Origin of the sequence: Bradyrhizobium sp. SRS-191, from assembly GCF_024586915.1 — a bacterium.
GTDB lineage: Bacteria > Pseudomonadota > Alphaproteobacteria > Rhizobiales > Xanthobacteraceae > Bradyrhizobium.
This window is the reverse complement of the sequence record NZ_JANBVS010000014.1, coordinates 57,512-80,480: the sequence shown is the minus strand read 5'-3', so window position 1 is coordinate 80,480 and position 22,969 is coordinate 57,512. Positions and strand designations below refer to the sequence as shown.

Genomic DNA, 22,969 nt, shown 5'->3' with positions numbered 1-22,969 from the left:
TCAGTCATGCTCCTGCCCCGGCTCCGGCCGCAGCATGAAATGACCGAAGGCGGTTGCGATCGGCTTCGCCGCATCGTCCTGCCAGGCGCGGGCCTCGAAGGCGACCACGCGCCGCCCCTGCTTGACGATCGAGGCGGAGGCGATGGTGTCGAGCGCGCGGCCGGACCTGAGATAGTTGACGGTCAACCCGATCGGCTTCGGCGGCGCGTCCACGCCGAGCTCGCGCATGACGGTGATGATCGCGGAGGTCTCGAGAAACGCGCCGGTCATGCCGCCATGGATCGCGGGCAGCACGGGATTGCCGATGATCTGCTGCGAGAACGGCATCACGAGCGTGTCGTCGTCCGCCAACCGGATGCCGAGGCAGCGCGCGAACGGGCTGGTCGCGAACGGCCCTGAGGGATCGTCGGGCGCTTCGAGCGGCGGCGGCGCGCCGGTGAAGGCCGGTCGATCGGTCAGCATGTTGGTGCGGTTGGCCCCGATCATGAAGCAGGCGGTCGCGGTTGCCACCGGCTCGCTCTCCTCCTCCTGATAGGCCGTCGCGCGCACGAAGGCGATCGAGCGGGTGACGCGATAGCACACCGCATGCGCCTTGATGTCGAGACCAGGCGTCGCGGGCTTCTGATAGTCGATGCGCAGGTCGAGCGTGGCAATCGCCCTGCTGCCGTCGAGCGCGAGTTGCACGGCCATGCCGCAACTCTCGTCCAACATCGCGGTGACCACGCCGCCATGGATCACGCCGGTGTCACTGTCGCCGACGAACACCGGGCGATAGGGCAAGGTCGACCAGGCCTCGCCCGGCGCGAAGCGATCCATGCGCAGCCCGCTGATATGGCCATACACAGAGCGGCGATGGCGGATGGCCTCGGCGAGCTGTTCGAATGCCTCTGATGCGGCTGATATCGACGTATCGGACATGGCTGGGATTTACAGCATGATCACGGGAAGAGCGAAGCGAATTCAGAGATCATGTGCGCAAGACGAACAGGTCGAGGCTGGAGCGATATGCGACCGCGTCCCTCCAAGACAACGCAACTTTCAGATGCATAGACAGTCCGCAGCATCGTCCCGCGCTTGTTTGTAGCTCGGGCGTCCCGGAGCAGGCCCGCCCCCGCAAATCTACGTGGATGAAAAGTGAACCGGGCGCGGCGCGCTTAGAACATTGGCAACCTTAATAGGGACATAATGGTCTCAATCAAATCCCGGAGACCTGTCGATGCGCAAACCCACCACGCCGGATGTCCCGCCGAAGAGCGGCACGGCTTCTCTACGAATTGCGATGAGCCTGGCGCTGGCGGCGAGCGCCGGCGTGATCTGGTGGAGCGGCGGCGGAGCCAACAGCTTCACCTTTCCCGGCAATGGATCACCCTCGCTGGAGACGCGCGTCGCCGCGCTGACATCGGAACTCACTCAGCTCAAGGCCGAAACGGCGCGGCTGCGCGATCGCCAGAACGACACGTCCGGAGATCTGGTCCAGCTTCGCGCCAGCCTCACCAGCGCCGAGACCGGCCTGGCAACGCTGCGCACCGCCGCCGACGAGAGCGAGTCCCGCCGTCGTGACACCGCCGACAAGATCGAGCAGGACATCGCGCTGCTGAAGCGGCAGGCGATCCGGCTGCGCGCCGCCAATGAGGACACGTCGACCGAGCTGAGCAGCCTGCGCGCAGCTGCAGCAACCAGCGACATGGGCATCGAGCAGCTGCGCACGAGCACGAACGAGATCCGCCAGCAGGTCGCCCGCATCGAGACGGCCCGCGAGGCCACCAGCTCGATTGCCCGCATGCACAGGCATCGCGCCCGCCGCGTTGCGCGCGCCGCGGAGACCGAGCCGCAGCAGGTTCAGCCGTTCGCGATGCAGTGGCCGGGCGTCGTGCCGGCGGGCCGCAACTAAGCCGGCTTGATCGAACCTGACCGCGCGTCCCGCGCGGTCAAGATGGCCTCGCCTGCTACCACCAGCCCGGCTGCACCGGCCGGTAGTAGGTCGGAGGCGGCCCGCGCCGACGCGACGAAGTCATCGGCTGACCGTCCCAGCTGCGCTGGAACATATTTCCGAAGCCATCATCATATTCATCGCCGCTGGCCACAACATCGACATTGGTGGTCGGCTTGCGCGTGATGAAGCCGCCTTGCGGCTGGTTGCTCAAGACCGCGACAAATTCCGTGCGATAGTTGGTCTCGCTCGACAGCGGCTCGTCCGAGACGATGATCGAGGAGCGCGGCACCGCCGTCGGCGCGATCCGGGCCAGCACGTCCTTCGGGATGGTGATGCGGTCGAGCGCGTCCTTGGCGTCGTCGCCATCGTCGATCGTGACAGCGGTCCAGCGCAGCCCGGCGCCGTTCTGCGCCACGGCCGTGAACACATGGGTGCCGAGCGGCCGGTCGGGATCGCGGATCGTCACCGGCGATTCGAGCGAGGTATCGAACACCTCGCCGCCGCCGTCGCGTGCCGGCTTGTGCGTATTGCGCCTGACGTAGAGCATCTGCGTCGACCGGCTGATATAGACCGACACCGGCTCGGTCGCGAGCTTCGCTTCCTCCGCCGCCTTGGCGGTTTCGGTCTTCTTGGCGGCGGCCGCCTTCGCCGCGTCCTTCGTCGTGGCCGCCGCAGTTAGCTTGGCGACGGAGTCCGACTTGGCAGCCTCGAGCTGCGCCGCCGTTTCGGTGGTCTGGGTCGCGGCCTTCTGCCTCGCGTCCTCGGCCTGGGCCTTGGCCTGATCGGTCTTGGCGGCGGCGAGTTTCCGGTCGGCGGATTTCAACTCGGCCTCGCTGCGCGCCTTGGCCTGCTCCAGCTTGCGCAAGGAGGCCTTCAGCGACTTCGCATCACGCTCGGCGGCGGCCGCGGCGGCCTTGGCTTCGTCGGCAAGCTTGGCGGCGTCCTCCGCCTCACGAGCGAGCGTGGTCGCCCGCGAAGGGGCGCCCGAGAGCGCGTCCGCACTCGGCACGAACAAGGCGGGATGCGAAAAATCGACCGGCGCGACATCGCCGGGCGCAATGATCACGCGCATGCCGATAAAGGTCCTGTCGAACAGCTTCTCGGCGAAGCCGTAGGGCATGCGGACGCAACCATGCGAGGCGGCATAGCCGGGCAGCGGCCCGCCATGCAGCGCCACCCCGTTCCAGGTGATGCGCTGCATGTTGGGCATCCAGGCATCGTCATAGAGCGTCGAGTGATGGTCCTTGTCCTTCTCCAGCACGGCGAACACGCCGGCCGGCGTCTCGCGGCCGGAGACACCGGTCGACACCGGCGCGCGCCAGATCCAGCCCTCCGAATCGTAGAATGTGACCTTCTGCGCCTTGATCGACACGATCGCCATGATCGGATCACCATGCGCCCGTGGCGCCGTCGCCTCGGTGGCCGGTGCGGGCCGCGCCTGCCGCGCGTCGGCGCGAGAGCCCGGCAGGACCCCTGCCGCCACGATCGCAAGGGCCATCAAGCCCACTCCCCGACGCCGTGCCGTTGCGATGGCCCGAGGTCCCGTGGATGGTGTCACCATGCCGTGTCCCGATTCAATGCTGTTCATCTGCACCCCGCGCGACCGGCGCAGGACGATCTATAAGCTCGAACAAGTTATAAGCTCGAACAAATCTTGGAGTGAAGTGAGGCGACGTCTCACCAGCGCTGCATGACCGCCGGGCCACGATTGTGTCGAATCCTGGAACACAGCATGACGCTGCCTCGCTTGTTGTCATGATTCGTCTTCCCCCGCAGCGACATCCATTCATGAAGCCGTTGCTGCGCCATTAACGCCGACCCGCCCGGAGAGGTCCGTCGTCGCGGGAACGAGGCCCGTTCATGTCAGACGCAGGCGGGATGGTGTCGGGTTCAATGCAAGACGGCACCAGCCGGAACATCATGCGGTGGGCGTGGTCGGCAGACGGACACTCCCCTCCGATCGCGGCCTTAGGCTCTCGAATTCACCCAGGACTTGAAAGGCTTCCGCCGCACTCCCATCCTGTACCGGAACCGCCGCCGGAGGTGCTTGGCCCGCGGCGTCCGATTGCAGACGAGGAGATAACGCCTTGCCCGACCCGCGCGACTTTCACGTGCCGCAATCGTCCTACACGCGAGAGGATCTGCTGCGCTCCAGCGAGGGCGGCTATTTCGGCCCGGGCAACGCGCAACTGCCGGCCCCGCCGATGCTGATGATGGATCGCCTCACCGAGCTTCGTGAGGACGGCGGCCGCTATGGCAAGGGACGCATCGTCGCCGAGCTGGATATCACGCCGAAGCTCTGGTTCTTCGACTGCCTGTTTCGCGGCGATCCCGTCATGCCGGGCTGCCTCGGTCTCGACGCGATGTGGCAGATGGTCGGCTATTGGCTCGGCTGGTCGGGCTCTCCGGGCAAGGGCCGCGCCACCGGCGTCGGCCAGGTGAGCTTCAAGGGCCAGATCACGCCGGACGTGACGTGCGTGCGCTACGAGGTCGACATGCGCCAGGTCAAGCGCGGCCGCCTCGTGCTCGGCATCGCAGACGGACGCGTGCTGGCGGACGGCGCCTGCGTCTATGAGGCCAGGAACATGAAGGTCGCGCTCACGGCCGCATGAGCATTGATGCCCTCAACGCAGCTGCTTTTCGAAAAACAGATCCGGATAGGGATCGTCGTTGAAGCGCTCGATCTCGGTCCAGCCGGTCTTGCGATAGAGCTGCTGGGCCTCGCCGAGCGCGCTGTTGGTGTCGAGCCTGAGCGTCGTGATCGACAGCTTTCGTGCCGCCTGCTCGGCCGCGTCCATCAGGCGGCGGCCAACACCGAGACCACGGGCGGCGGGAGCGACCCAGAGGCGCTTGATCTCGGCGACCGCGCCACCGCTACCTTTCAGACCGACGCAACCGAGCGGCAAGCCATCGGACAGCGCGACGAAAAACGCGCCGCGCGGCGCCATCATGTCCACGGCGTCGGGATCGCGCGAGAGCGCGACGTCGTAGCCGCGCGCGAAACGGCGCGACAGCTCGGCGTAGTATTCCTTGAGGCAGTAGCGCGCCTGCTCATCACGCGGATCGACCTCGTCGATCCGGATGCGGTCGCGGCCCAAAGCTGCGGCGACCATATCCATGGCTGCGAGCAAGGCGTGCGGCTGGCTGTGGCGCGCGATCATCGCCTGCGCTTGCCGATTGGAGAGCGTCTCATAGGCCTCGAATTCGCGCCGGCCCGCAGCAGTGAGCCTGGCGATGCGGCGGCGCGCATCGTCGGGATGCGGCTTGGTCGTCACCAGCCCCTCCTCCTCGAGGCTGCGCAGGAAGCGGCTCATCAGCCCGGAATCGAGCGCGAGATAATCGCGGAGATCGGCGACGTCGCTACGGCCATGGCCGATGGCGTTGAGCACGCGGGCCACGCCGAGCGTCCGGCCGCGACCGAGGAACGAGGTGTCGAGCGCGCCCACCTCCGAGGTGACGGCGCGATTGAAGCGGCGGACGCGGGCGATCGGATCGAGCATGATACCTGACTTAAGTCAGGTATATTTCGATGTCAACGCGATGACACCCGGGCAGACCCCAAACAAAAAGGGCGGCCCGGCCGCCGACCGAAGCCGGATGCCGGACCGCCAGGTTTTCCCCGGGAGGAACTCAGATCAGTTCAAAAGCTTGGCGACGTTGTCCTTGGTCACGAGATCGAGACCGGTGTAGATGATCTCCGGGACCTTCTCGCCCTTCTTGATCGCCAGCAGCGTGTCCATCGACTTCTCGCCCATCTCGAACGGGCGCTGGCCGGTGAGCGCGTTGGAGTAGCCGTCGCGGAGCAGCTCGAGCTGCATCTTCAAGGTATCGGCGACGACCAGCGTCAGCTTGCCGGCGTCGATGTCCTTCTTGTTCTTGTTGACGAACGCCTTGTAGCCTTCGGGCGCGAACATCGGCCAGCCGCCGATCGGCACGATGGCGCCGAGGTCGGGCGTCGCGGTGCGCAGATCGGCCATCTGCTGGACGGCGAGCGCGGGATCATCGTTGCAGAAGGTCGGCGAGCCCGCCACTTCCGTCCACTTCGAGCCCTTCAGCGCCTCACGCACGCCGTCGACGCGCTCGGCCAGGTTCTTGGCGCCGGGACCGCCGGAGACCACGGCATATTTGCCGCCGTCAGGGCGCAGCTCGCGCAGCTGCTTGCCGAGCGCGAGGCCGAAGTCCTTGTTATTGGTGCCGATATAAGCGAGGCGCTTGGAGCCCGGCGCGTCCGCGTCGAAGGTGATGACGGGGATGCCCGCCGCGGTCGCCGCGTCGATCGACTTGGTCATCGCCGCGACGTCGGCGACGGAGATCGCGAGGCCGTCGACCTTCTGGGTGATGAAGTCCTGGATGATCTGCGCCTGCGTGGCCGGCTCGTGCTCGACCGGCCCCTTGTAGATGCACTCGACATTGCCGAGCTCCTTGGCGCGCTTCAGGCAGCCGTCGCGCGCGACGTCGAAGAACGGGTTGTTCATCGCCTTCGGCACGATGGCGAAACGATACTTGGTCTCGGCCTGGGCCGGCCCCATCAGGATCGCGAGCGATGCGACCGCATACAGCAGCTTCTTCATGGTTTCCCTCCTCCATGTCTATCCTTGATGATTGTCTGTGCCGGGCGCGGATAGACGTGACAGTCTCATCCCGGCCAGTATCTCGTCACAAGAGTCGCGATCACATCAGCCTTGCGCGGATGCGATCGACCAGCACCGCGGCGATGATGATCACGCCGACCAGGGTCTGCTGCCAGTAGGAGTTGACCTGCGCCAGCACGAGGCCGTTGCGGATCACCTCCAGCAGCACGCAGCCGACGATGGCGCCGAGCGGGCCGCCGATGCCGCCGGCAAGATTGGCGCCGCCGATCACGGCCGCCGCGATCACATTGAGCTCGTAGGACGTCGCCATGTTGGCCGGCGCTGATCCCAGCCAGCCGGAGATGATGATGCCCTGCAGGCCGGCGGCGAGAGCGCCGACCACATAGACCTCGATCTTGACGCGCGGCACCGAGACGCCGGTCAGCTCCGCCGCCTTCTCGTTGCCGCCGATCGCGAACACGTGGCGGCCGAAGGTCGTGTGGTGCAGCACCAGCGCCATCAGCAGCGCCAGCAGGATGAGATAGATGAACGGCGCGGGCACGCCATACACATCGCCCTGGGTCAGCGCATAGAAGTAGTCGGCGTCGGGACCGCCGGGAAAGCTACCCTTGCCGTTGGAGATGACGTAGCCGAGGCCGCGCACGATCGACAGCATGCCGAGCGTGGTCACGAACGGCGACAGCCCGAGCAGCGCGACGCAAACGCCGTTGATGAGGCCGACCATCAGCGAGACGGCGAGGCCTGCCAGCACCGAGACGATCAGGATCAGCCCGGGCACGTTGGCGACCACCGTCTTGCCGTCGGCGGCGAGATGCACGAACAGCGACGACAGCGGCATGCCCGGCGTCGACAGCGACGTCATCACCATCGAGGTGATCATCGCCGCAAAGCACATCAGCGAGCCGACCGACAGGTCGATGCCGCCGGTGATGATCACGAAGGTGATGCCGAGCGTCGCGATCGCGATGAAGGAGAAGTTCTTGGCGACGTTTTGCAGATTGCCTTCGGTCAGGAAGTAAGGGCTGGCAAAACTCATGATCACGATAAGCGCGACCAGCGCCAAGGTGACATAGGCGGTCTGCGAGGCGAACACGCCACGGTGCCACCATCTCATCGCACCGACGTTGGTGAACGTCACATCGGTGTTTGCGGGGCTGGTCTCGGATGGAACGGACATCACGCCGCCTCCTTGGCGCCGGTGATCAGCGCGGTGACTTCCTCGGGGCTGGTCTCAGCGACCGGCTTGTCGGCCTTCTTCTCGCCCCGCCGCATCACCACGACGCGGTCGCACACCGCGAAGATGTCTGGCATGCGGTGCGAGATCAGGATCACGGCGATGCCCTGCTCCTTCAGCCGATGGATCAGGCTCAGCACCTGCTCGACCTGGCGCACCGAGATCGCCGCGGTCGGCTCGTCCATCATCACCAGCTTCGCATTGGACAGGCGAGTGCGCGCGATCGCCACCGCCTGGCGCTGGCCGCCCGACATGTCCTTGACGAGATCATGCGGCCGCGTCTCCGAACGCAGCTCGCGGAACAATTCCAGCGCGCGCGCCTCCATGCCCTTGTGATCAAGCAGCTTGAGCGGACCGAAATTGCGCCGGAGCTCACGGCCGAGAAAGACGTTGGCGGCGGCGGTGAGATTGTTGGCGAGCGCGAGGTCCTGATACACGACCTCGATGCCGACGCTACGCGAATCCATCGGGCGATGGAAATGCACCTCGCGGCCGTCGAAATGAATCGTGCCCTGGCTCGGCGGAAAGTTGCCGGCGATGATGCGCACCAGGGTCGACTTGCCGGCGCCATTGTCGCCCATCAGGCCGACCACCTCGCCCGGCCTGATCGAGAGGTCGACGCCGTGCAGCGCCCGGATGGCGCCGAACTGCTTGCCGATGCCTCTGAGGTCGAGGACCGGCGCCGCCGCGGCCATGACAGCCGTCGCGCCCCCGCTCATCGACGCATTCACGTTGCTGGCGTCAGACATAACGGTTCACCACGCTTTCGAGATATTCCTGGCGGCCGGAGCGCGGCTGCGGATCCAGGCCGGACTCGACGGCGCGGTCGGCGAGCTCGGCGAGCGAGCGGCGGCCGGCGAGGATCGCCTGCCCCTCCTCGCCGTCCCAGCCGGCATAGCGCTGAGCGAGCGGCGCCGTCAGCGCGCTGTCCGTGAGCATCTCGTCGGCCGCGATCAGCGCGCGCGCACACGCATCCATCGAGCCGACATGGGCATGCAGGAGATCGTCCGGATCGATCGATTGCCGCCGGATCTTGGCGTCGAAGTTCAGCCCGCCCGTGGTGAAGCCGCCCCCTCTGAGGAGGTCATGGAACACCAGCGCCAGCTCCGGCACGTTCATCGCGAACTGATCGGTGTCCCAGCCCAAGAGATCGTCGCCGCGGTTGATGTCGAGCGAGCCGAACACCCCGAGCGCCTGCGCCAGCGCGATCTCGTGTTGGAACGAATGGCCGGCGAGAATGGCGTGGTTCTGCTCGATGTTGAGCTTGACGTCGGCCAGAAGATCGTAGCGCTTCAGGAACGCGTAGCAGGTCGCGACGTCGAAATCATACTGATGCTTGGTCGGCTCCTTCGGCTTCGGCTCGATCAGCAGCGGCCCCTTGAAGCCGATCTTGTGCTTGTGCTCCACCACCATCGAGACGAAGCGGCCGAGCTGATCCAGCTCGCGCTTCATGTCGGTGTTCAGCAAGGTCTCATAACCTTCGCGGCCGCCCCACAACACGTAGTTGGCGCCCCCCAGGCGATGCGTCACCTCGAGCGCGGCGCGCACCTGGCCCGCCGCATAGGTGAAGACGTCGGGATCGGGATTGGTCGCGGCGCCCGCCATGTAGCGGCGATGCGAGAACAGGTTGGCCGTGCCCCACAGCAGCCGCACCTTGGCGGAAGCCATCTTCTGCTCGAACACGTCGCCGATGGCGTTGAGGTTTGCGACGGACTCCTTCAACGTCGCGCCTTCCGGCGCGGCATCGACGTCGTGGAAGGTGAAGAACGGCACGTCGAGCAGCCGGAACAATTCGAACGCGACATCGGCCTTGGCGCGCGCCAGCGCCAGCGCATCGTCGCCATGCTGCCAGGGCCGCAGGAAGGTCTCGCCGCCGAACGGATCGGAGCCCGGCCAGCAGAACGAGTGCCAGTAGCAGACGGCGAAGCGCAGATGGTCCTCCATGCGCTTGCCCCTGATGACCCGATCCTTGTCGTACCAGCGGAACGACAGCGGGCTGCGCGACTCCGGGCCGCCATAGGCAATGGTTGCGCCGGTCTGGAAGAAGGGAGCCTGGACGTTCACGGGGATTTCTCCTTGAGAGCAGGATAGAGATTGCGCCACTGCGCATAGGCGCCGTCATAGGCGGCGCGTTGCGGGCCACGCGGTTCGAAACTCTGCAGCCGCTGCGGCTTGCGGCAGACATCGGCGGGTGCTTCGCCGGTCGCGGCGAGACGGCCGAGCCTGGACGCACCGATGGCGGCGCCGACCTCGCCTTCCTCGACGCGATGCACGGTCACGCCGAGCACGTCGGCCATGATCTGCGCCCACAACGACGAGCGTGATCCGCCGCCGACGAGATCGAGCTCGGTGATCGCCTGCGCGCTCTGCCCGAGCGCCGCGAGCATGTCGCGCGAGGCGAAGGCCACGCCTTCCAGCACCGCCTGCACGAGATCGTCGCGCGAGGCGGCGCTGCGCAGGCCAACCAGGGCCCCCGCCGCATGCGCATCATTGTGCGGCGTACGCTCGCCGTCGAGATACGGCAGGAACTGCACCGGGCTCGGGCGATCGACGCTGCCGCCGAGCGGCGCGAGCAGCGCCGCTTCCGGCGCGCCGAGAATCCGCGCCAGCCAGGACAGCGACGCAGCGGCCGACAGCATCACGCCCATCTGGTGCCAGAGCCCCCCGAGCGCATGGCAGAACGCATGCACGGCGGCTTCCGGCGCGGGTGCGAAACGATCGGTGACGCGGAACAGCACGCCCGACGTGCCCAGCGACAGGAACGCATCGCCCGGCGTGATCGCGCCGAGCCCGATCGCGCTCGCGGCATTGTCACCGGCGCCGCCGGCGATCACGACCTCGCCGCTCATGCCCCAGCGTTGCGCCAGCGCGCGCGACAGCACCGCGCTGCGCTCATTGCCTTCGACCAGCCGCGGCATGTGATCGAGACCGAGGCCCGTCGCCGCCAGCAGCTTTTCAGACCAGCGCCGCGCGCCGACATCGAGCCACAAGGTGCCGGCGGCGTCCGACATGTCCTCGGCCATCTCACCGGACAGCCGGTAGCGCACATAGGCCTTCGGCAGCAGCACCTTCGTGATGTCAGCGAAAATCTCGGGCTCGTGCTTCGCCACCCACACCAGCTTCGGCGCGGTGAAGCCCGGCATCGCCAGATTGCCGGCGATCGCGTGCAGTTCCGGACAGCGCTGCTCGAGTTCGGCGCATTCGGCCTGCGAGCGGCCGTCGTTCCACAGGATGGCGGGGCGCAGCGGCCGGCCGTCGCGCCCCAGCAGAGTGGCGCCGTGCATCTGGCCGGACAGGCCGATGCCGCGCACGGCCGACATCTGCCGCGGATGGCTCGCGGCGAGATCATCGACCGCGCCGATGACGGCCTCGACCCAGTGATCGGGATTCTGCTCGGACCACAATGGCTGCGGATGCGACAGCGACAGCGGACGGCCGGCGCTCGCGACCAGCGCGCCCGTCTCGTCCTCCAGCACGGCCTTTACGCCGGATGTGCCGACATCCAGTCCGAGAAACACTGTCCACTCCTCCCACACGGGTCACCGGTCATCAGCGCTCTGCGGCGCCTCGAAACCAGTGGCCTGCTCTTCTCTTCGTTCCGTGAACCATCCGACCGCGCCAGCCGCGGTCGCCGTGTCACGGCAGATTGTCCCGCATCACGATGTCGATGCGGATCGCTTCCTGTTCGCTCAGGATCGGCTCGCCGCGCGCCAGCGCCAGCAGCACACGCACCGCGGAACGGGCCTCATGCCCCGGATTCTGCGAGATCGCCGCATGCATCACGCCCGACAGCAGCAGCTTCCGCGTCAGCGCGGTGACGTCGTGGCCGACGAACACGATGTCACCGGCGCGCCCGGACTCGGTCAGCGCCTTGGCGACGCCGGCGGTGCCGGCGCCGACATTGTAGAGCCCGATGATGTCGTGATGCTCGGCCAGCAGCTTGCGCATGAGGTGTTCTGAGCGATCGTCCGCATCATGCCCCTCAGCGACGGGCAAAACCTCGAGTTGTCGAAACTCCGCCGCCAGCACCTGGCTGAAGCCGAAGATGCGCTCGGCGTGATCGCGCAGGCCCTGCGAGCCGGCCATGATCGCGACCCGTCCGGTCTTGCCGCCGGCGAAACGTCCAACCAGCGCGCCCGCGGTGCGGCCGGCGGCGATGTTGTCGATCCCGACATAATGATGCCGCCGCGACGACGGCACGTCGGAGACGAGGGTCACCACCTTGGCGCCGGACTCGACGAGATCGTTGATCGCGGCACGCACGCTCGGATGATCGAGCGCCACCACCGCGACGCCGTCGACGCGCCCGACCAGATCTTCGAGCTTGCCGGCCAGCACGGCCGGATCGAACACGTCGGTGGTGACGACATCGGCGGTCAGCCGCCGCGCGGCCATCCAGTTCGCGAGCTCGCCGAGATGCGCCTGAATCTGCTGCATGAAGGGATTGCCGCCGAGCGGCATCACGAAGGCAAAGCGCCGCGACCGCGCGCGCGCCAGCTCGGAGGCCGCCGCATGCGGCTGGAACGCGCTGCGCGCCATCGCGTCCTTGACGCGCCGCACCGTATCCGGGCGCACGCCGGGCCGGTTGTGCAGCACGCGGTCGACCGTGGCCAAGCTGACGCCGGCCTGCCGCGCGATGTCCCGCAATGTCAGCGGTGCGTTCATGCTCCTCCCCTTCGGGTTGAGGAACTTAGCGCGATTTTTGAGGTACGCAACTCATTTTTGATGTGCAGCGATGATCGGCGAACAATTCGACAAGGATCGGCATCACTGCGAAGCGCCCTAATCGATCCTCTGGCCGCCCGAAATGCCGGAGATGCAACACGGATTGGCGCGCGCCCGTGGCACCACCCGCTTCAGCCAGCACCGCGCCGGCGGCTGCCGCGGCCCGTGCCAGAACATCGGCGCCTTGACATAGGTCCAGGCGCGACACCGCGGCATCTCGCGATTGCAGGTCTGCCGGCAGGCTTGTGCGTCGTCGAACATGTCGAAGCTGCGGTAGTCCCCGCCGGGACGGTCGATGTCGGTGGCGAAGAAGTCGTTCGCCAGAGCGGGCGCTGCAAGCGCCGAGGCGAGCACGAACGCCGCCGCAGCCATCAAGTGACGAAGATGCATGGTCGCCTCCTGTCAACTTATGCGATCAAGTAAACTGACCTCGGAGGAGATTGTCAAACGCAGTTGCGGGCCATCGGACGGCTCAGACCACGCCTGCGAGCCCGGAGCACTCGGCCTGTGTGCAGCCGTAAAAGCGTGTCTCGACGAAGACCGGCGTGCAACGCGGATTGTCGACGACGAACTCACATCGGTCGAATGCGGTCTCGACGACGATGCAGTTGCTGAACCTGCACGGTCCCTGCAGATTGTTGAGCACGAACCTGCAATCTTCGAACCGGCAGGCGATGAACTCGCATTCGGCGAACGACATGCCGCGGAAGACGCAGCTCTTGAAGGTGGTGTGCGACAGCAGCACCGTATTGAACAGCCCCCAATACCAGTCGACCTCGCGTAGCGCACATCCGATCATCGCGCCGCCGACCATCGGCAACTCGATCTCGAGCTGAACGAAATTGCACCAGCGAAATATGCCCTCATTCCACAAGCGGCCGCGGGGCGGACCGGTTTCGGCGGTGAAGGTCTCGTGCTCGATCAACATGCTGCGTCCTGCTGCTGCGTTGCGCGGTCTGGCCGCGCTCCCACTCTGCAAGAAGACAGATGAGACCGGCCCAGCCGAGCCGATCATCTACACGAAAACGACCTCGACGCGCTTGTCCGAGCGCGCGGTCATGCGGCAGGCGCGCGAAAAGCCGTCGTTGGCGATCGCGAGCTTGAACTGCTCGGGGACGTCCGCGGTCGCGATCACGTCCAGCGCCGCGGCGGTCTCGGACAACGCCCGCACCGTGCAGTCGAAGGTGGAGCGTCCGGCATTGAAGGCGATCTGCCCGGCCTTGAACACGCGGCGCAGCGTGGGCGCAAGCGACGGCGCGGCGTCGACCCACGCGATGACCTGGTTGCGGCCGTTGGTCTTCGCCGCATACATCGCCTGGTCGGCGCGCTCGAGCATGGCGTCGAACGGCTGACCGGGGGTGAAATCCACGACGCCGAAGCTGGCCGTGACCCGGATCGGTCCGGACGGACTGTCGATCGACAGCGCGGCGACGGCCGAGCGCATCTTCTCCAGCACGGCCATCGCATCGCCCAGCCTCGTATGCGGCAGGACGATGCCGAACTCCTCGCCGCCGAGCCGGCCGATCACGTCGGAGGCGCGCAGGACGTTCTGGCAGGCCTCCACGACCTTCGTCAGCACCACATCGCCGACGCCATGGCCGTGAGTGTCGTTCACCGACTTGAAATGGTCGACGTCGAGCAAGGCGCAGGTGAGCGCATGGCCGTGCCGCTCGGCGAGCGCGCGCAGACGCTCCCCTTCGGAGCGGAAGGCGCGGCGCGACAGCGCGCCGGTCAGACTGTCGCGCAGGCTGAGGTTGCGCAGCATCAGCTCGTCGACGGCGATCGCGGCGAGATCCTGGAGCATCTCGACCTCGAGCGCACCGAATGCGCGCGGCCTGGTGTCCATGACACAGAGCGTACCGACATTGGCGCCGGAGATGCGGAGCTGCGCACCGGCGTAAAACCGAATGAAAGGCTTGCCGTAGACCAGCACGTTGCCGTCGAGGCGCGGGTCCTGATGGGTGTCGGGGATGACGAGGGGCTCGGACTGCCGGATTGCGTAGTTGCACAGCGCCGGCCGACGATCGCCCTCCTGCTCGGCCATGCCCTCAGCGGCCTTGAACCATTGGCGATGACCGTCGATGAAGGTCAGCGTCGACATCGGCACGTCGAACATCTTCCGGCACAGTCCGGTCAGGCGATCGAAGGCGAGCTCGCGCGGCGTGTCCAGAATATCGAGTTCCGCCAGGGCTTCCAGGCGGCGCGCATCATCGTGGTGTTCGGCAGACATTGGCAACTCCTCCCCCGCCGACCATGGCGCGCGCGGCTTAACGCGTCATTGACGAGGAGAATGAGGGAACTCCTAACAGGACGCGCGCGTCGCCGCTGGAACCAGGTGTCGATCACGCCTCCCCCGTCGGTGAGCCACCGCCGATCGGCCGAATAAAAATTCCGATTTCAAGAAGATTTCTCTTTCGCCTTATCGGAAGATGTGCTTATCTCCCGGCCATCCCGCCTCAACGAGAGGGGCGTTGCGCGCGATCGTCACGACACGCGAGGCGGGGATGCGGTGGCCGCGGGAGATCGCAGCATGCTCGGCAACGAGGGTGCGGACGAACGATCGCTTGCGGACGCGAAGTCGCAGCGGCCCGACACCCCGAAGCTGGTGTCATCCGCGCAATGCGCGCAAGCGCATTGTCGCGAGCGCGACGAGGCTTCGCCTCGCGCGGAGGTGGCCAACACGCCGGCGCACCAGGGCGACTGCGTATAAGCGTGAAGACACCGCGCAGGGAATGCCGGATGCTCGGCTGCACCTGTGGTACCTGCCGCCTGCATTTTTCTCGCAGGCGGGCCATGGGTGAGGCTGTCACCCGGCATTCCCTGCGCCCTCTCACTTGGAGGGACGATGTCGCTGCACCAACTCGGACGCCATGCGCCGCGAGACCGCGATGACATGTTTGTTGTCGGCTGATCCCGTGCTGTTTGAACCGTGAATCGGACCTGTCCCGAGCGGCGGTGCCGTAGGGTGGGCAAAGGCGCGCACGCGACACTGCGCGCCACGAGCGACGCTCGCTCGCGCGCCGTGCCCACCATTTTCTCCGCTTGCTCGGACACACGGTGGGCACGCAACCGCCCTGCGGGCGGCTGCTTTGCCCACCCTACGCCACGTCACACTCAGTCGTCGTCCCGGCGTTCGCCGGGACGACGGCGGTGATTGTCGGCGCACGACCCCGCGACTACTCCGAGCAGCCGAAGCTCGCGGCCTGCTCGACGGGCCCCGTCTTGTAGCGCGGCCAGGACGGCCAGCGGCACAGCGGCAGGCTGCGCGTCACGGCGAAAGCGGGCGCCTCGATCTTCTGCTCGACGACTTCGAGATCACCCGGCGCCTTGCCGCTCTCCACCCAGTCGACCAGCACGCTCAGCATGTCGACATTGGCTGGCGCGCCGTTGCCGACGTGGTCGACGCCGGGCGCGGTGTAGAGCCGCGCGAACTCCGCCGTCTCCGTCTTGCCGAGCTTGCGCTCGACGCTCTCGAAATAGCGGATGCCGGCATAGGGGCTCTGCGCATAGTCGGCCATGTGCTCCAGCATGACGAGCTTGCCGCCATGGGCGCGGAAGCGGCTGAGATCCGGATCGGTGGAGTCCATCAGCTGCGAGACCTGCAGCAGGCGCTCCTTGTAGTCCTCCGGACGATATTTGGTGACGTCGAGCTTCGGATCGCGCGCGAACACATATTGCGTGCCGCCCGCGCCGAACACCCACGCGATGCCGTTGGCCGGCGTCGGAGGCTGCGTCGGCGCGGCCTTGCCGAGCCACCACGAGATCCAGCCGCCCGCGGACGCGAAGCCTTCGGTATCCTCGCCCGAGATGCCCCAGCCCGGATAGTCGTCGAGCCCATTGGCCAGCGGGAACGAGAACTTGTAAGGCGCGTGCAAGGTGGCAATCGCCTTGATTTGCGCCTCGCTCAGGCAGGCATCGCTGCTCTTGCCGTCGAGGCAGCGCAGGCCGTCCAGCTTGAAGCTCGCCTTGCAGCCGACCGGGTTGGCGATCAGGTTATCGGCGACGCCGTCAGCCTTGTCGCAGCTGGCGCGGACAGCGTCCGCCACCAGCTTGACCTGCACCGGGCTGATCCACCCCTCGCCCATCGTCACCAGCCCGCCGCGCGTGCCGGCATGCTGCAGGCCGACCCAATTGATCACGGGCACGCGGGCGAAGATGCCGTCGAAATCCTCGGGGTAGCGCTGCGCCATGGTCAGCGCCTCGCGGCCGCCTTCGGACGAGCCCATGAAGTACATCTTGTCGGGCGCCTTGCCGTAGGCGCGCTTGATGAGCCCCACCGCGGCATCCCGCACCTTCTTGTAGGCGACATGGGAGAAATTCTCGAACGCCTCGTCGTTCAGCGCAAAGGCCTGCGGCGGCTCGCCTTGCTTGGACTCATGGCCCGAATCGGTGCCGTAGGTCACGAAGCCGCGCGCCAGCGGCGAGTCCTTGTCGAACGGATAGGCCGGCGGCAACCCGAGCCCGGTGATCAGCACGCCGTTGAAGCCGCCGCCGCCATATTGCAGCGACCGGCCGTTCCAATCGGCCGGGAGGTTCACCTCGAACTTGATCGGCGGCGCGTTGGGATCCCCAGGCGCGATATGACCCAGCACCTTGCAGTAGGCCGGCGTGGCCGGCACGACGCGGGCGGCGGGCGATCCCGCCTTCTCGGCCACCGACAACGGCGCCGGCGTCTGCATCGCGGCGGTGTCGATCTGCACCGCGCCGTCGGCGGTGCCGGCAAGCCCGCCGCAGGTTGCGGCGGCGTCACCGATCAAGGCCGCGGCATCAGCAGCCGGGGCAATCGCGAGCGACGTCAGAACGACGATCGCGCTCGCGCATGGCAAACTTCTTCCTCTCATGAGGCATTCCTTCCCTGTCAGGTCCCGTTGGCTCGGAATCCCCGATCCGCGCCAAGCCGGCGCGGATTCGCGACAGGTGTTGTAGCAGACCGGCCGTTAGAACGGCAGCCCGACATAGTTCTCGGCCAGCGACCGCTGCGCGGCGTCGGAGGAGAACAGATATTCGAACTCGGTGTCCTGCAGCCTGTCCTCGTACGGCAGGCGATCGGGGAAGCGATGCAGCAGCGTCGTCATCCACCAGGAGAAGCGTTGCGCCTTCCAGATCCGCGCCAGCGCCCGCTGCGAGTAGCCGTCGATGCCGGTGTCGTCGCCCTTTTTGTAATGATCGAGCAGCGCGTGATAGAGATAGTAGATGTCGGACGCGGCCGAGTTCAGCCCGCGCGCGCCGGTCGGCGGCACGATATGGGCCGCGTCGCCGGCGAGGAACAGCCGGCCGTAGCGCATCGGCTCGCAGACGAAGCTGCGCAGCGGCGCGATGCTCTTCTCGATCGAGGGGCCGGTGATCAGCTTGGCGGCGATCTCCTCGGGCAGCCGGCGCTTCAGCTCCTCCCAGAACGCATCGTCGCTCCAGTCCTCGACCTTGTCGGTCAGCGGCACCTGGACGTAGTAGCGGCTCAGCACCTGTGAGCGCAGCGAGCATAGCGCGAAGCCGCGCTCGTGCTTGGCATAGATCAGCTCCGGCGACACCGGCTTGGTGCGCGAGAGCACGCCGAGCCAGCCGAACGGATAAACGCGCTCATATTCCTTGATCTTGTCCTGCGGGATCGACTTGCGGCTGACGCCATGGAAGCCGTCGGCGCCGATGATGTAGTCGCAGTCGACGCGGATCACCTCGTCACCGCTGCGATAGGTGACGTAAGGCTTGTCGGAGGCGATGTCGTGCGGCGTCACGTCGGCCGCATTGTGCACCACCTTGCCGCCGAGCTTGTCGCGGGCCTCGTACAGATCGCGCGTCAGCTCGGTCTGGCCATAGACCATCACCGAGTTGCCGCCGGAATATTTGTGCAGGTCGACGCGGTCGAGCTTGCCGTCATGGGCGATGTAGAAGCCGTGATGGATCTCGCCTTCGCGGTCCATGCGCTCGCCGCACTGCGCCTCGCGCATCAGCTCGGCGAAGCCGTGCTCGAGCACGCCGGCGCGGATGCGCGACAGCACGTAGTCGCGGCTGGACTTCTCCAGGATGATCGTATCGATGCCCTGCAGATGCAGGAGCTGCGACAGCATCAGGCCCGACGGGCCGCCGCCGATGATGCAGACTTGGACTTTCATGGGCCTCTTCTCCCGGATTCGCGACAACAGGTTTGTTAGCTTTGCTTGTCAGTCGCGGATTTTAGCAAGGAACACGCGGCTTCACTTGGATGGACGCTGCATTCTCTTGCACTTTTCCGGCACATCGGTGGAACAAGCCGCCGGTATCCTGCTCCCGCCGCCTCAGCCCCCGGCTTCGGCAACGCCCATCGCACGACGGTAGTCGCGCGGGCTGGCGCCAGTGTGGCGTTTGAAGAAGCGGCAGAAATAGGCCGGATCCTTGAAGCCGAGCTCGAACGCCAGCTTCGACACCGGCGCCGCAATATAAGTGAGCCGGCGGCAGGCCTCGCGGGCGAGCCGCGCATGCACGATGTCGAGCGCAGACTGTCCGGTCTCCGCCCGGGTCAGCCGGTTCAGCCGCTCCGGCGTCATGCCGAGTTCGTCCGCATAGCGCGCGACAGACCAGTGATCGCGGTGATGCGCCTCGACCAGCACGATGAAGCGGGTGAACAGCGCGGCGTGCCCGCTGCCGCGCCGCGCGCCCTCCGACAGCCGCGCGCTCTGCTGCGCCAGCCGCCACACGATGGAGCGTCCCAGCCAATGCGGCACCGGCGAGGCCGCCGAGTCGGCGGCTGCGAACTCATCGGCGAGATCGACGAACAGCGCGGCGATGCGACGCGTCGCGACCGCCTGCGGATCGAGGTGCAGGATCTGTGCGGTTGCAAACAGGTCGCGCAGCGCCTCGCCGGTCGCCGGCACGTCGCCTTCCACAACGGCGCGTGGATTGAAGGTGAGCACGTAGCCATCGGTCTCGCGCGAGAAACGAAAGGCATGGACCACACCGGGTGGGATGATCACCGCGACCGGGCCGGTGCAACGCTCGCGGCGTTCGTCCAAGGCGATTTCGGCCGGACCGGAGGCGACCCAGAGGATCTGATGCAGTCCCTGATGCGTATGCGCCTCGATCTCCCAGCGGTACAGCTTGCTGCGCACCTGGATCGGCTCGACATGCAGCATATCCGGCTGCGCCGCGGACGCTTCGCCATACAGCGCGAAGGCGGGGATCGAGGGCTTGGTGCGAAAGCGAGGCATAGTCGGGAGCTAACCTGGAATGCCGGAAAAGTACAAGTCTTGACCGGCGTTCGTGTCTCGCGCCGCGCCCCGAGCGCGATTAGGATCGCGAAAAGAACAACAACGACCATACTCAATGGAGAGGAGGCCCATGATGTTCACGTTCGACCCGTATTCGCCTGCGGTCGATGCCGACCCGTTCCCGTTCTACAAGACGCTGCGCGACGAGCACCCCTGCTTCTGGAGCCCGCAGGCCCAGGTCTGGATACTCACGCGCTACGCCGATGTCGCCGCGGCCGGCACCAACTGGCAGACCTATTCCTCGGCCAAGGGCAACCTGATGACCGAGCTGCCGAACCGGGCCGGCGCCACGCTCGGCACCACCGATCCGCCGCGCCACGACCGGCTGCGCGGCCTCGTCCAGCACGCCTTCATGAAGCGCAACCTCGAAAGCCTGTCCGGCCCGATCCGCGACATCGCGCGCACCAGCGCCGAGGCGCTGCGCGGCCAGGAGCGCTTCGACTTCATCGAGGCGTTCTCCTCGAAGTTCACCGTGCGCGTGCTGTTCGCCGCGCTCGGTCTGCCCCTCGGCGACGAGCAGACGGTGCGCGACAAGGCGGTGCTGATGGTGCAGAGCGATCCGGTGAGCCGCGCCAAGGGCCCGCAGCACATCGCCGCCTATAACTGGATGCAGGACTACGCGGCCGGCGTCATCGCCGAGCGCCGCGCGCGGCCGCAGAACGACCTGATCTCGCATTTCAGCACGGCCGAGATCGACGGCGACCGGCTCGACGAGCGCGAGGTGCTGCTGACCACGACGACCCTGATCATGGCCGGCATCGAGTCGCTCGGCGGCTTCATGAGCATGCTCGCCTACAACCTCGCGGACCACCCCGACGCCCGCCGCGCAGTGGTCGCCAATCCCGATCTGCTGGCCGACGCGGTCGAGGAGTCGCTACGCTTCAACACCTCAGCCCAGCGCTTCCGCCGCTGCCTGCAGAAGGATCTCACGCTGCATGGCCAAACGATGCGCGAAGGCGATTTCGTCTGCCTCGCCTACGGCTCCGCCAACCGCGACGAGCGGCAGTTTGCCAATCCCGATGTCTACGACATCACGCGGAAGCCGCGCGGCCATCTCGGCTTCGGCGGCGGCGTGCATGCCTGCCTGGGCTCCGCGATCGCCCGCATGGCGATCAAAATCGCGTTCGACGAGCTGCACAAGGTCGTCCCCGAGTATCGCCGTACGCAGGAGCAATTGCCCTGGATGCCGTCCTCGACCTTCCGCAGCCCGCTGTATCTGGAGCTGACGGTGCATTAGTTGCAGGAGTGAGAGACGCTGGTGCAAGGCGCGGCTAAGATGATGGTCTCTCACCCTACAACAACATCCGCTCCACTTCGTGGAGGGGAACGATTACTTCGCGACAACGGCGGTGCACCCTCTCCCCTTGTGGGAGAGGGTGGATCGCATGAGCGCAGCGAATGCGAGCCGGGTGAGGGGTCTCTCTCCGCGAGCTCCCGTGCGGAGAGAGACCCCTCACCCGCCTCCGATGCTACGCATCTCCGGCACCCTCTCCCACAAGGGGAGAGGGTGCACCGAGTTCTTGGCTCCTACTCGCGTTCAACTAAGAGCGCGAAGGCGACGTACACCGCCAGACGAGGACGCGAATGAACGCGGCAAGCCAGCCGCGATGCGGCTCACACCAGCGCGCCGAGATCCGCCGCGTTGAAGCCCTTCAGCCCAGCCTTGTCGCCGGCCTTGATCTTGGCGACCCAGTCGGCATCGCTGATCAGCGCGCGGCCGACGGCGATGAGATCGAACTCGTCTTTCGCCATGCGCTCGAGCAGCGCATCGAGGTCCGCCGTCGTCGACGGCTTGCCCGCAAAGGCCGAGAAGAAGTCACCGGCGAGGCCGACCGAGCCGACGCTGATCGTCGCCGCACCCGTGATCTTCTTCGCCCAGCCGGCGAAGTTGAGCCCCTTCTCGCCGTCGATCTCAGGGAATTCCGGCTCCCAGAAGCGGCGCTGCGAGCAGTGCAGGATATCGACGCCGGCATCGACCAGCGGCTGCAGCCAGTCGCCCATCAGCGCCGGCGTCTCGGCGAGACGCGCTGCGTAGTCCTGCTGCTTCCACTGGCTGACGCGCAGGATGATCGGGAAGTCGGGGCCGACCGCCTTGCGGATCGCAGCAACGATCTCGCCGGCGAAGCGCGAGCGCTCCTTGATGGTCGGGCCGCCATAACGGTCCTCGCGCTTATTGGTGCCCGACCAGAAGAACTGGTCGACGAGGTAGCCATGCGCACCATGGATCTCGACGGTGTCGAAGCCGGTACGCTTGGCGTCAACAGCAGCCTGCGCGAAGGCGGCGACGGTGTCGGCGATGTCGTTCTCGGTCATCACGTTGCCGCGCGGCTTGTCCGGCGCCACCAGGCCCGACGGGCTCTCGACCGGCGCATCCGGCTCCCAGCGGCTCATGCCCTTGGTCGAACCGGTGTGCCAGATCTGCGGCGCGATGCGGCCGCCGGCGGCGTGCACGGCGCTGGCGACGCTCTGCCAGCCGGCCAGCGCGGCCTCGCCATGGAAGAAGGGAATCTGGGGCTCGTTGCGCGAGGCCGGACGGTTGATGACCGTGCCCTCGGTGAGAATCAGCCCCACGCCGCCTTCGGCGCGACGGCGGTAATAGGCGGCATTGGCCTCGCCGGGAATGCCGTTCGGCGCGGCGTTGCGCGTCATCGGCGCCATGACGATGCGGTTCTTCAGCTCCAGCGACTTCAGGCGAAACGGACGAAACAGCACGCTGGTATCGAGATCGGACATTCAGAAGGCTCCATTGCGTTCGGAACCGCTCCAGTATACTTCGTAAACCTGAAGTCAATCAGGCACCCCAAGTCGCTTAGGTATACCCGAGGAAACCACCATCGTGACCGTTGCGTCGACGTCCGAGACCGCCCCGCTCCGCTGCAAGCCGCAGCACTTCTCCTCGGAATGCCCGAGCCGGGTGCTGATCGACCAGATCGCCGACAAATGGTCGATGATGGTGCTGGCGGTGCTCGACGGCGGCCCGCTGCGCTTCAACGCGATCAAGAAGCAGCTCGAGGGCGTCACCCAGAAGGCGCTGACGCAATGCCTGCGCCGGCTCGAGCGCAACGGCCTCGTCGCACGCGAGGTGATCGCGGACTCGCCGGTCGCGGTGCAGTACGAGATCACGCCGCTCGGCCGCACTCTGCAGCCACCGTTCCGCGCGCTCTATGCCTGGACGATCGCGAAGATGCCCGAGGTCGAACAGGCGCGGCAGGCGTTCGACGAGCGCTGGAGCCGCTGAGCGGCC

21 protein-coding genes are annotated in these 22,969 nt (G+C 66.6%); 5 read left to right on the top strand and 16 right to left on the bottom strand.

The annotated features are described in order from the left end of the window. Positions 1–918, bottom strand: coding sequence for a PaaI family thioesterase (locus tag NLR35_RS23445; RefSeq protein WP_257168895.1), 918 nt, complete (start codon positions 916–918; stop codon positions 1–3). A 298-nt stretch (positions 919–1,216) separates the two neighbouring features. Between NLR35_RS23445 and NLR35_RS23440 the strand changes: the two genes are divergently transcribed. Further along, a complete protein-coding gene (locus NLR35_RS23440) occupies positions 1,217–1,891 on the top strand; it encodes a hypothetical protein (protein ID WP_257168894.1) in 675 nt (224 codons plus the stop codon). Between the two features lie 55 nt (positions 1,892–1,946). Here NLR35_RS23440 and NLR35_RS23435 read toward each other — a convergent pair whose 3' ends face one another. Next, the gene (locus NLR35_RS23435; RefSeq protein WP_257168893.1) at positions 1,947–3,494 is read right to left on the bottom strand and encodes a L,D-transpeptidase; all 1,548 of its coding nucleotides are present in this window, start codon (positions 3,492–3,494) and stop codon (positions 1,947–1,949) included. 526 nt (positions 3,495–4,020) lie between these two features. On the opposite strand from NLR35_RS23435, the gene fabA reads away from it, so the two are divergent. Next, complete coding sequence (gene fabA, locus NLR35_RS23430; RefSeq protein WP_257168892.1) at positions 4,021–4,545, top strand: bifunctional 3-hydroxydecanoyl-ACP dehydratase/trans-2-decenoyl-ACP isomerase; 525 nt, start codon at positions 4,021–4,023, stop codon at positions 4,543–4,545. A 12-nt stretch (positions 4,546–4,557) separates the two neighbouring features. On the opposite strand, the gene NLR35_RS23425 is transcribed toward fabA, so the two are convergent. From NLR35_RS23425 to NLR35_RS23380, 10 genes are all read right to left on the bottom strand, one after another. Then, the gene (locus NLR35_RS23425; RefSeq protein WP_257168891.1) at positions 4,558–5,433 is read right to left on the bottom strand and encodes a bifunctional helix-turn-helix transcriptional regulator/GNAT family N-acetyltransferase; all 876 of its coding nucleotides are present in this window, start codon (positions 5,431–5,433) and stop codon (positions 4,558–4,560) included. A 135-nt stretch (positions 5,434–5,568) separates the two neighbouring features. Next, positions 5,569–6,504: a sugar-binding protein gene (locus tag NLR35_RS23420; RefSeq protein WP_009030255.1), complete on the bottom strand. Its 936-nt coding sequence runs from the start codon at positions 6,502–6,504 to the stop codon at positions 5,569–5,571. Between the two features lie 100 nt (positions 6,505–6,604). Beyond that, positions 6,605–7,702, bottom strand: coding sequence for an ABC transporter permease (locus NLR35_RS23415; RefSeq protein WP_257168890.1), 1,098 nt, complete (start codon positions 7,700–7,702; stop codon positions 6,605–6,607). After that, the gene (locus NLR35_RS23410; protein WP_257168992.1) at positions 7,702–8,454 is read right to left on the bottom strand and encodes an ATP-binding cassette domain-containing protein; all 753 of its coding nucleotides are present in this window, start codon (positions 8,452–8,454) and stop codon (positions 7,702–7,704) included. The genes NLR35_RS23415 and NLR35_RS23410 overlap by 1 nt, the downstream gene beginning before the upstream one ends. 46 nt (positions 8,455–8,500) lie before the next feature. After that, on the bottom strand, positions 8,501–9,823 hold the full coding sequence (gene xylA, locus NLR35_RS23405) for a xylose isomerase (RefSeq protein ID WP_257168889.1): 1,323 nt from the start codon (positions 9,821–9,823) through the stop codon (positions 8,501–8,503). After that, a complete protein-coding gene (gene xylB / locus NLR35_RS23400; RefSeq protein WP_257168888.1) occupies positions 9,820–11,277 on the bottom strand; it encodes a xylulokinase in 1,458 nt (485 codons plus the stop codon). Before xylB ends, xylA begins: the two co-directional genes overlap by 4 nt. A 118-nt stretch (positions 11,278–11,395) precedes the next feature. Beyond that, positions 11,396–12,424: a LacI family DNA-binding transcriptional regulator gene (locus NLR35_RS23395; protein WP_257168887.1), complete on the bottom strand. Its 1,029-nt coding sequence runs from the start codon at positions 12,422–12,424 to the stop codon at positions 11,396–11,398. Between the two features lie 117 nt (positions 12,425–12,541). Next, positions 12,542–12,874 (bottom strand): PAN domain-containing protein, encoded by a 333-nt coding sequence (locus NLR35_RS23390; protein ID WP_257168886.1) that lies wholly within the window; start codon positions 12,872–12,874, stop codon positions 12,542–12,544. Positions 12,875–12,956: 82 nt separating this feature from the next. Then, complete coding sequence (locus NLR35_RS23385; protein WP_257168885.1) at positions 12,957–13,412, bottom strand: pentapeptide repeat-containing protein; 456 nt, start codon at positions 13,410–13,412, stop codon at positions 12,957–12,959. A gap of 87 nt (positions 13,413–13,499) precedes the next feature. After that, positions 13,500–14,714, bottom strand: coding sequence for a sensor domain-containing diguanylate cyclase (locus tag NLR35_RS23380; RefSeq protein ID WP_257168884.1), 1,215 nt, complete (start codon positions 14,712–14,714; stop codon positions 13,500–13,502). A gap of 300 nt (positions 14,715–15,014) precedes the next feature. Between NLR35_RS23380 and NLR35_RS23375 the strand changes: the two genes are divergently transcribed. After that, the gene (locus NLR35_RS23375) at positions 15,015–15,194 is read left to right on the top strand and encodes a hypothetical protein (protein ID WP_257168883.1); all 180 of its coding nucleotides are present in this window, start codon (positions 15,015–15,017) and stop codon (positions 15,192–15,194) included. A gap of 466 nt (positions 15,195–15,660) precedes the next feature. On the opposite strand, the gene NLR35_RS23370 is transcribed toward NLR35_RS23375, so the two are convergent. The 3 genes from NLR35_RS23370 to NLR35_RS23360 form a co-directional block, all read right to left on the bottom strand. Continuing rightward, the gene (locus NLR35_RS23370) at positions 15,661–17,325 is read right to left on the bottom strand and encodes a tannase/feruloyl esterase family alpha/beta hydrolase (RefSeq protein ID WP_257168882.1); all 1,665 of its coding nucleotides are present in this window, start codon (positions 17,323–17,325) and stop codon (positions 15,661–15,663) included. Positions 17,326–17,421: 96 nt separating this feature from the next. After that, positions 17,422–18,594: a 4-hydroxybenzoate 3-monooxygenase gene (gene pobA, locus NLR35_RS23365; RefSeq protein ID WP_257168881.1), complete on the bottom strand. Its 1,173-nt coding sequence runs from the start codon at positions 18,592–18,594 to the stop codon at positions 17,422–17,424. Positions 18,595–18,756: 162 nt separating this feature from the next. Further along, a complete protein-coding gene (locus NLR35_RS23360; protein ID WP_257168880.1) occupies positions 18,757–19,665 on the bottom strand; it encodes a helix-turn-helix domain-containing protein in 909 nt (302 codons plus the stop codon). Positions 19,666–19,798: 133 nt separating this feature from the next. On the opposite strand from NLR35_RS23360, the gene NLR35_RS23355 reads away from it, so the two are divergent. Beyond that, positions 19,799–20,962 carry a cytochrome P450 gene (locus NLR35_RS23355; RefSeq protein ID WP_257168879.1) on the top strand — a complete coding sequence of 388 codons (1,164 nt, stop codon included), beginning with the start codon at positions 19,799–19,801 and terminating at the stop codon, positions 20,960–20,962. A gap of 377 nt (positions 20,963–21,339) precedes the next feature. On the opposite strand, the gene NLR35_RS23350 is transcribed toward NLR35_RS23355, so the two are convergent. Beyond that, a complete protein-coding gene (locus NLR35_RS23350; RefSeq protein ID WP_257168878.1) occupies positions 21,340–22,458 on the bottom strand; it encodes an NADH:flavin oxidoreductase in 1,119 nt (372 codons plus the stop codon). A 181-nt stretch (positions 22,459–22,639) separates the two neighbouring features. Between NLR35_RS23350 and NLR35_RS23345 the strand changes: the two genes are divergently transcribed. Further along, a complete protein-coding gene (locus NLR35_RS23345) occupies positions 22,640–22,963 on the top strand; it encodes a winged helix-turn-helix transcriptional regulator (RefSeq protein WP_374940852.1) in 324 nt (107 codons plus the stop codon). The last annotated feature ends 6 nt before the right edge of the window (positions 22,964–22,969 follow it).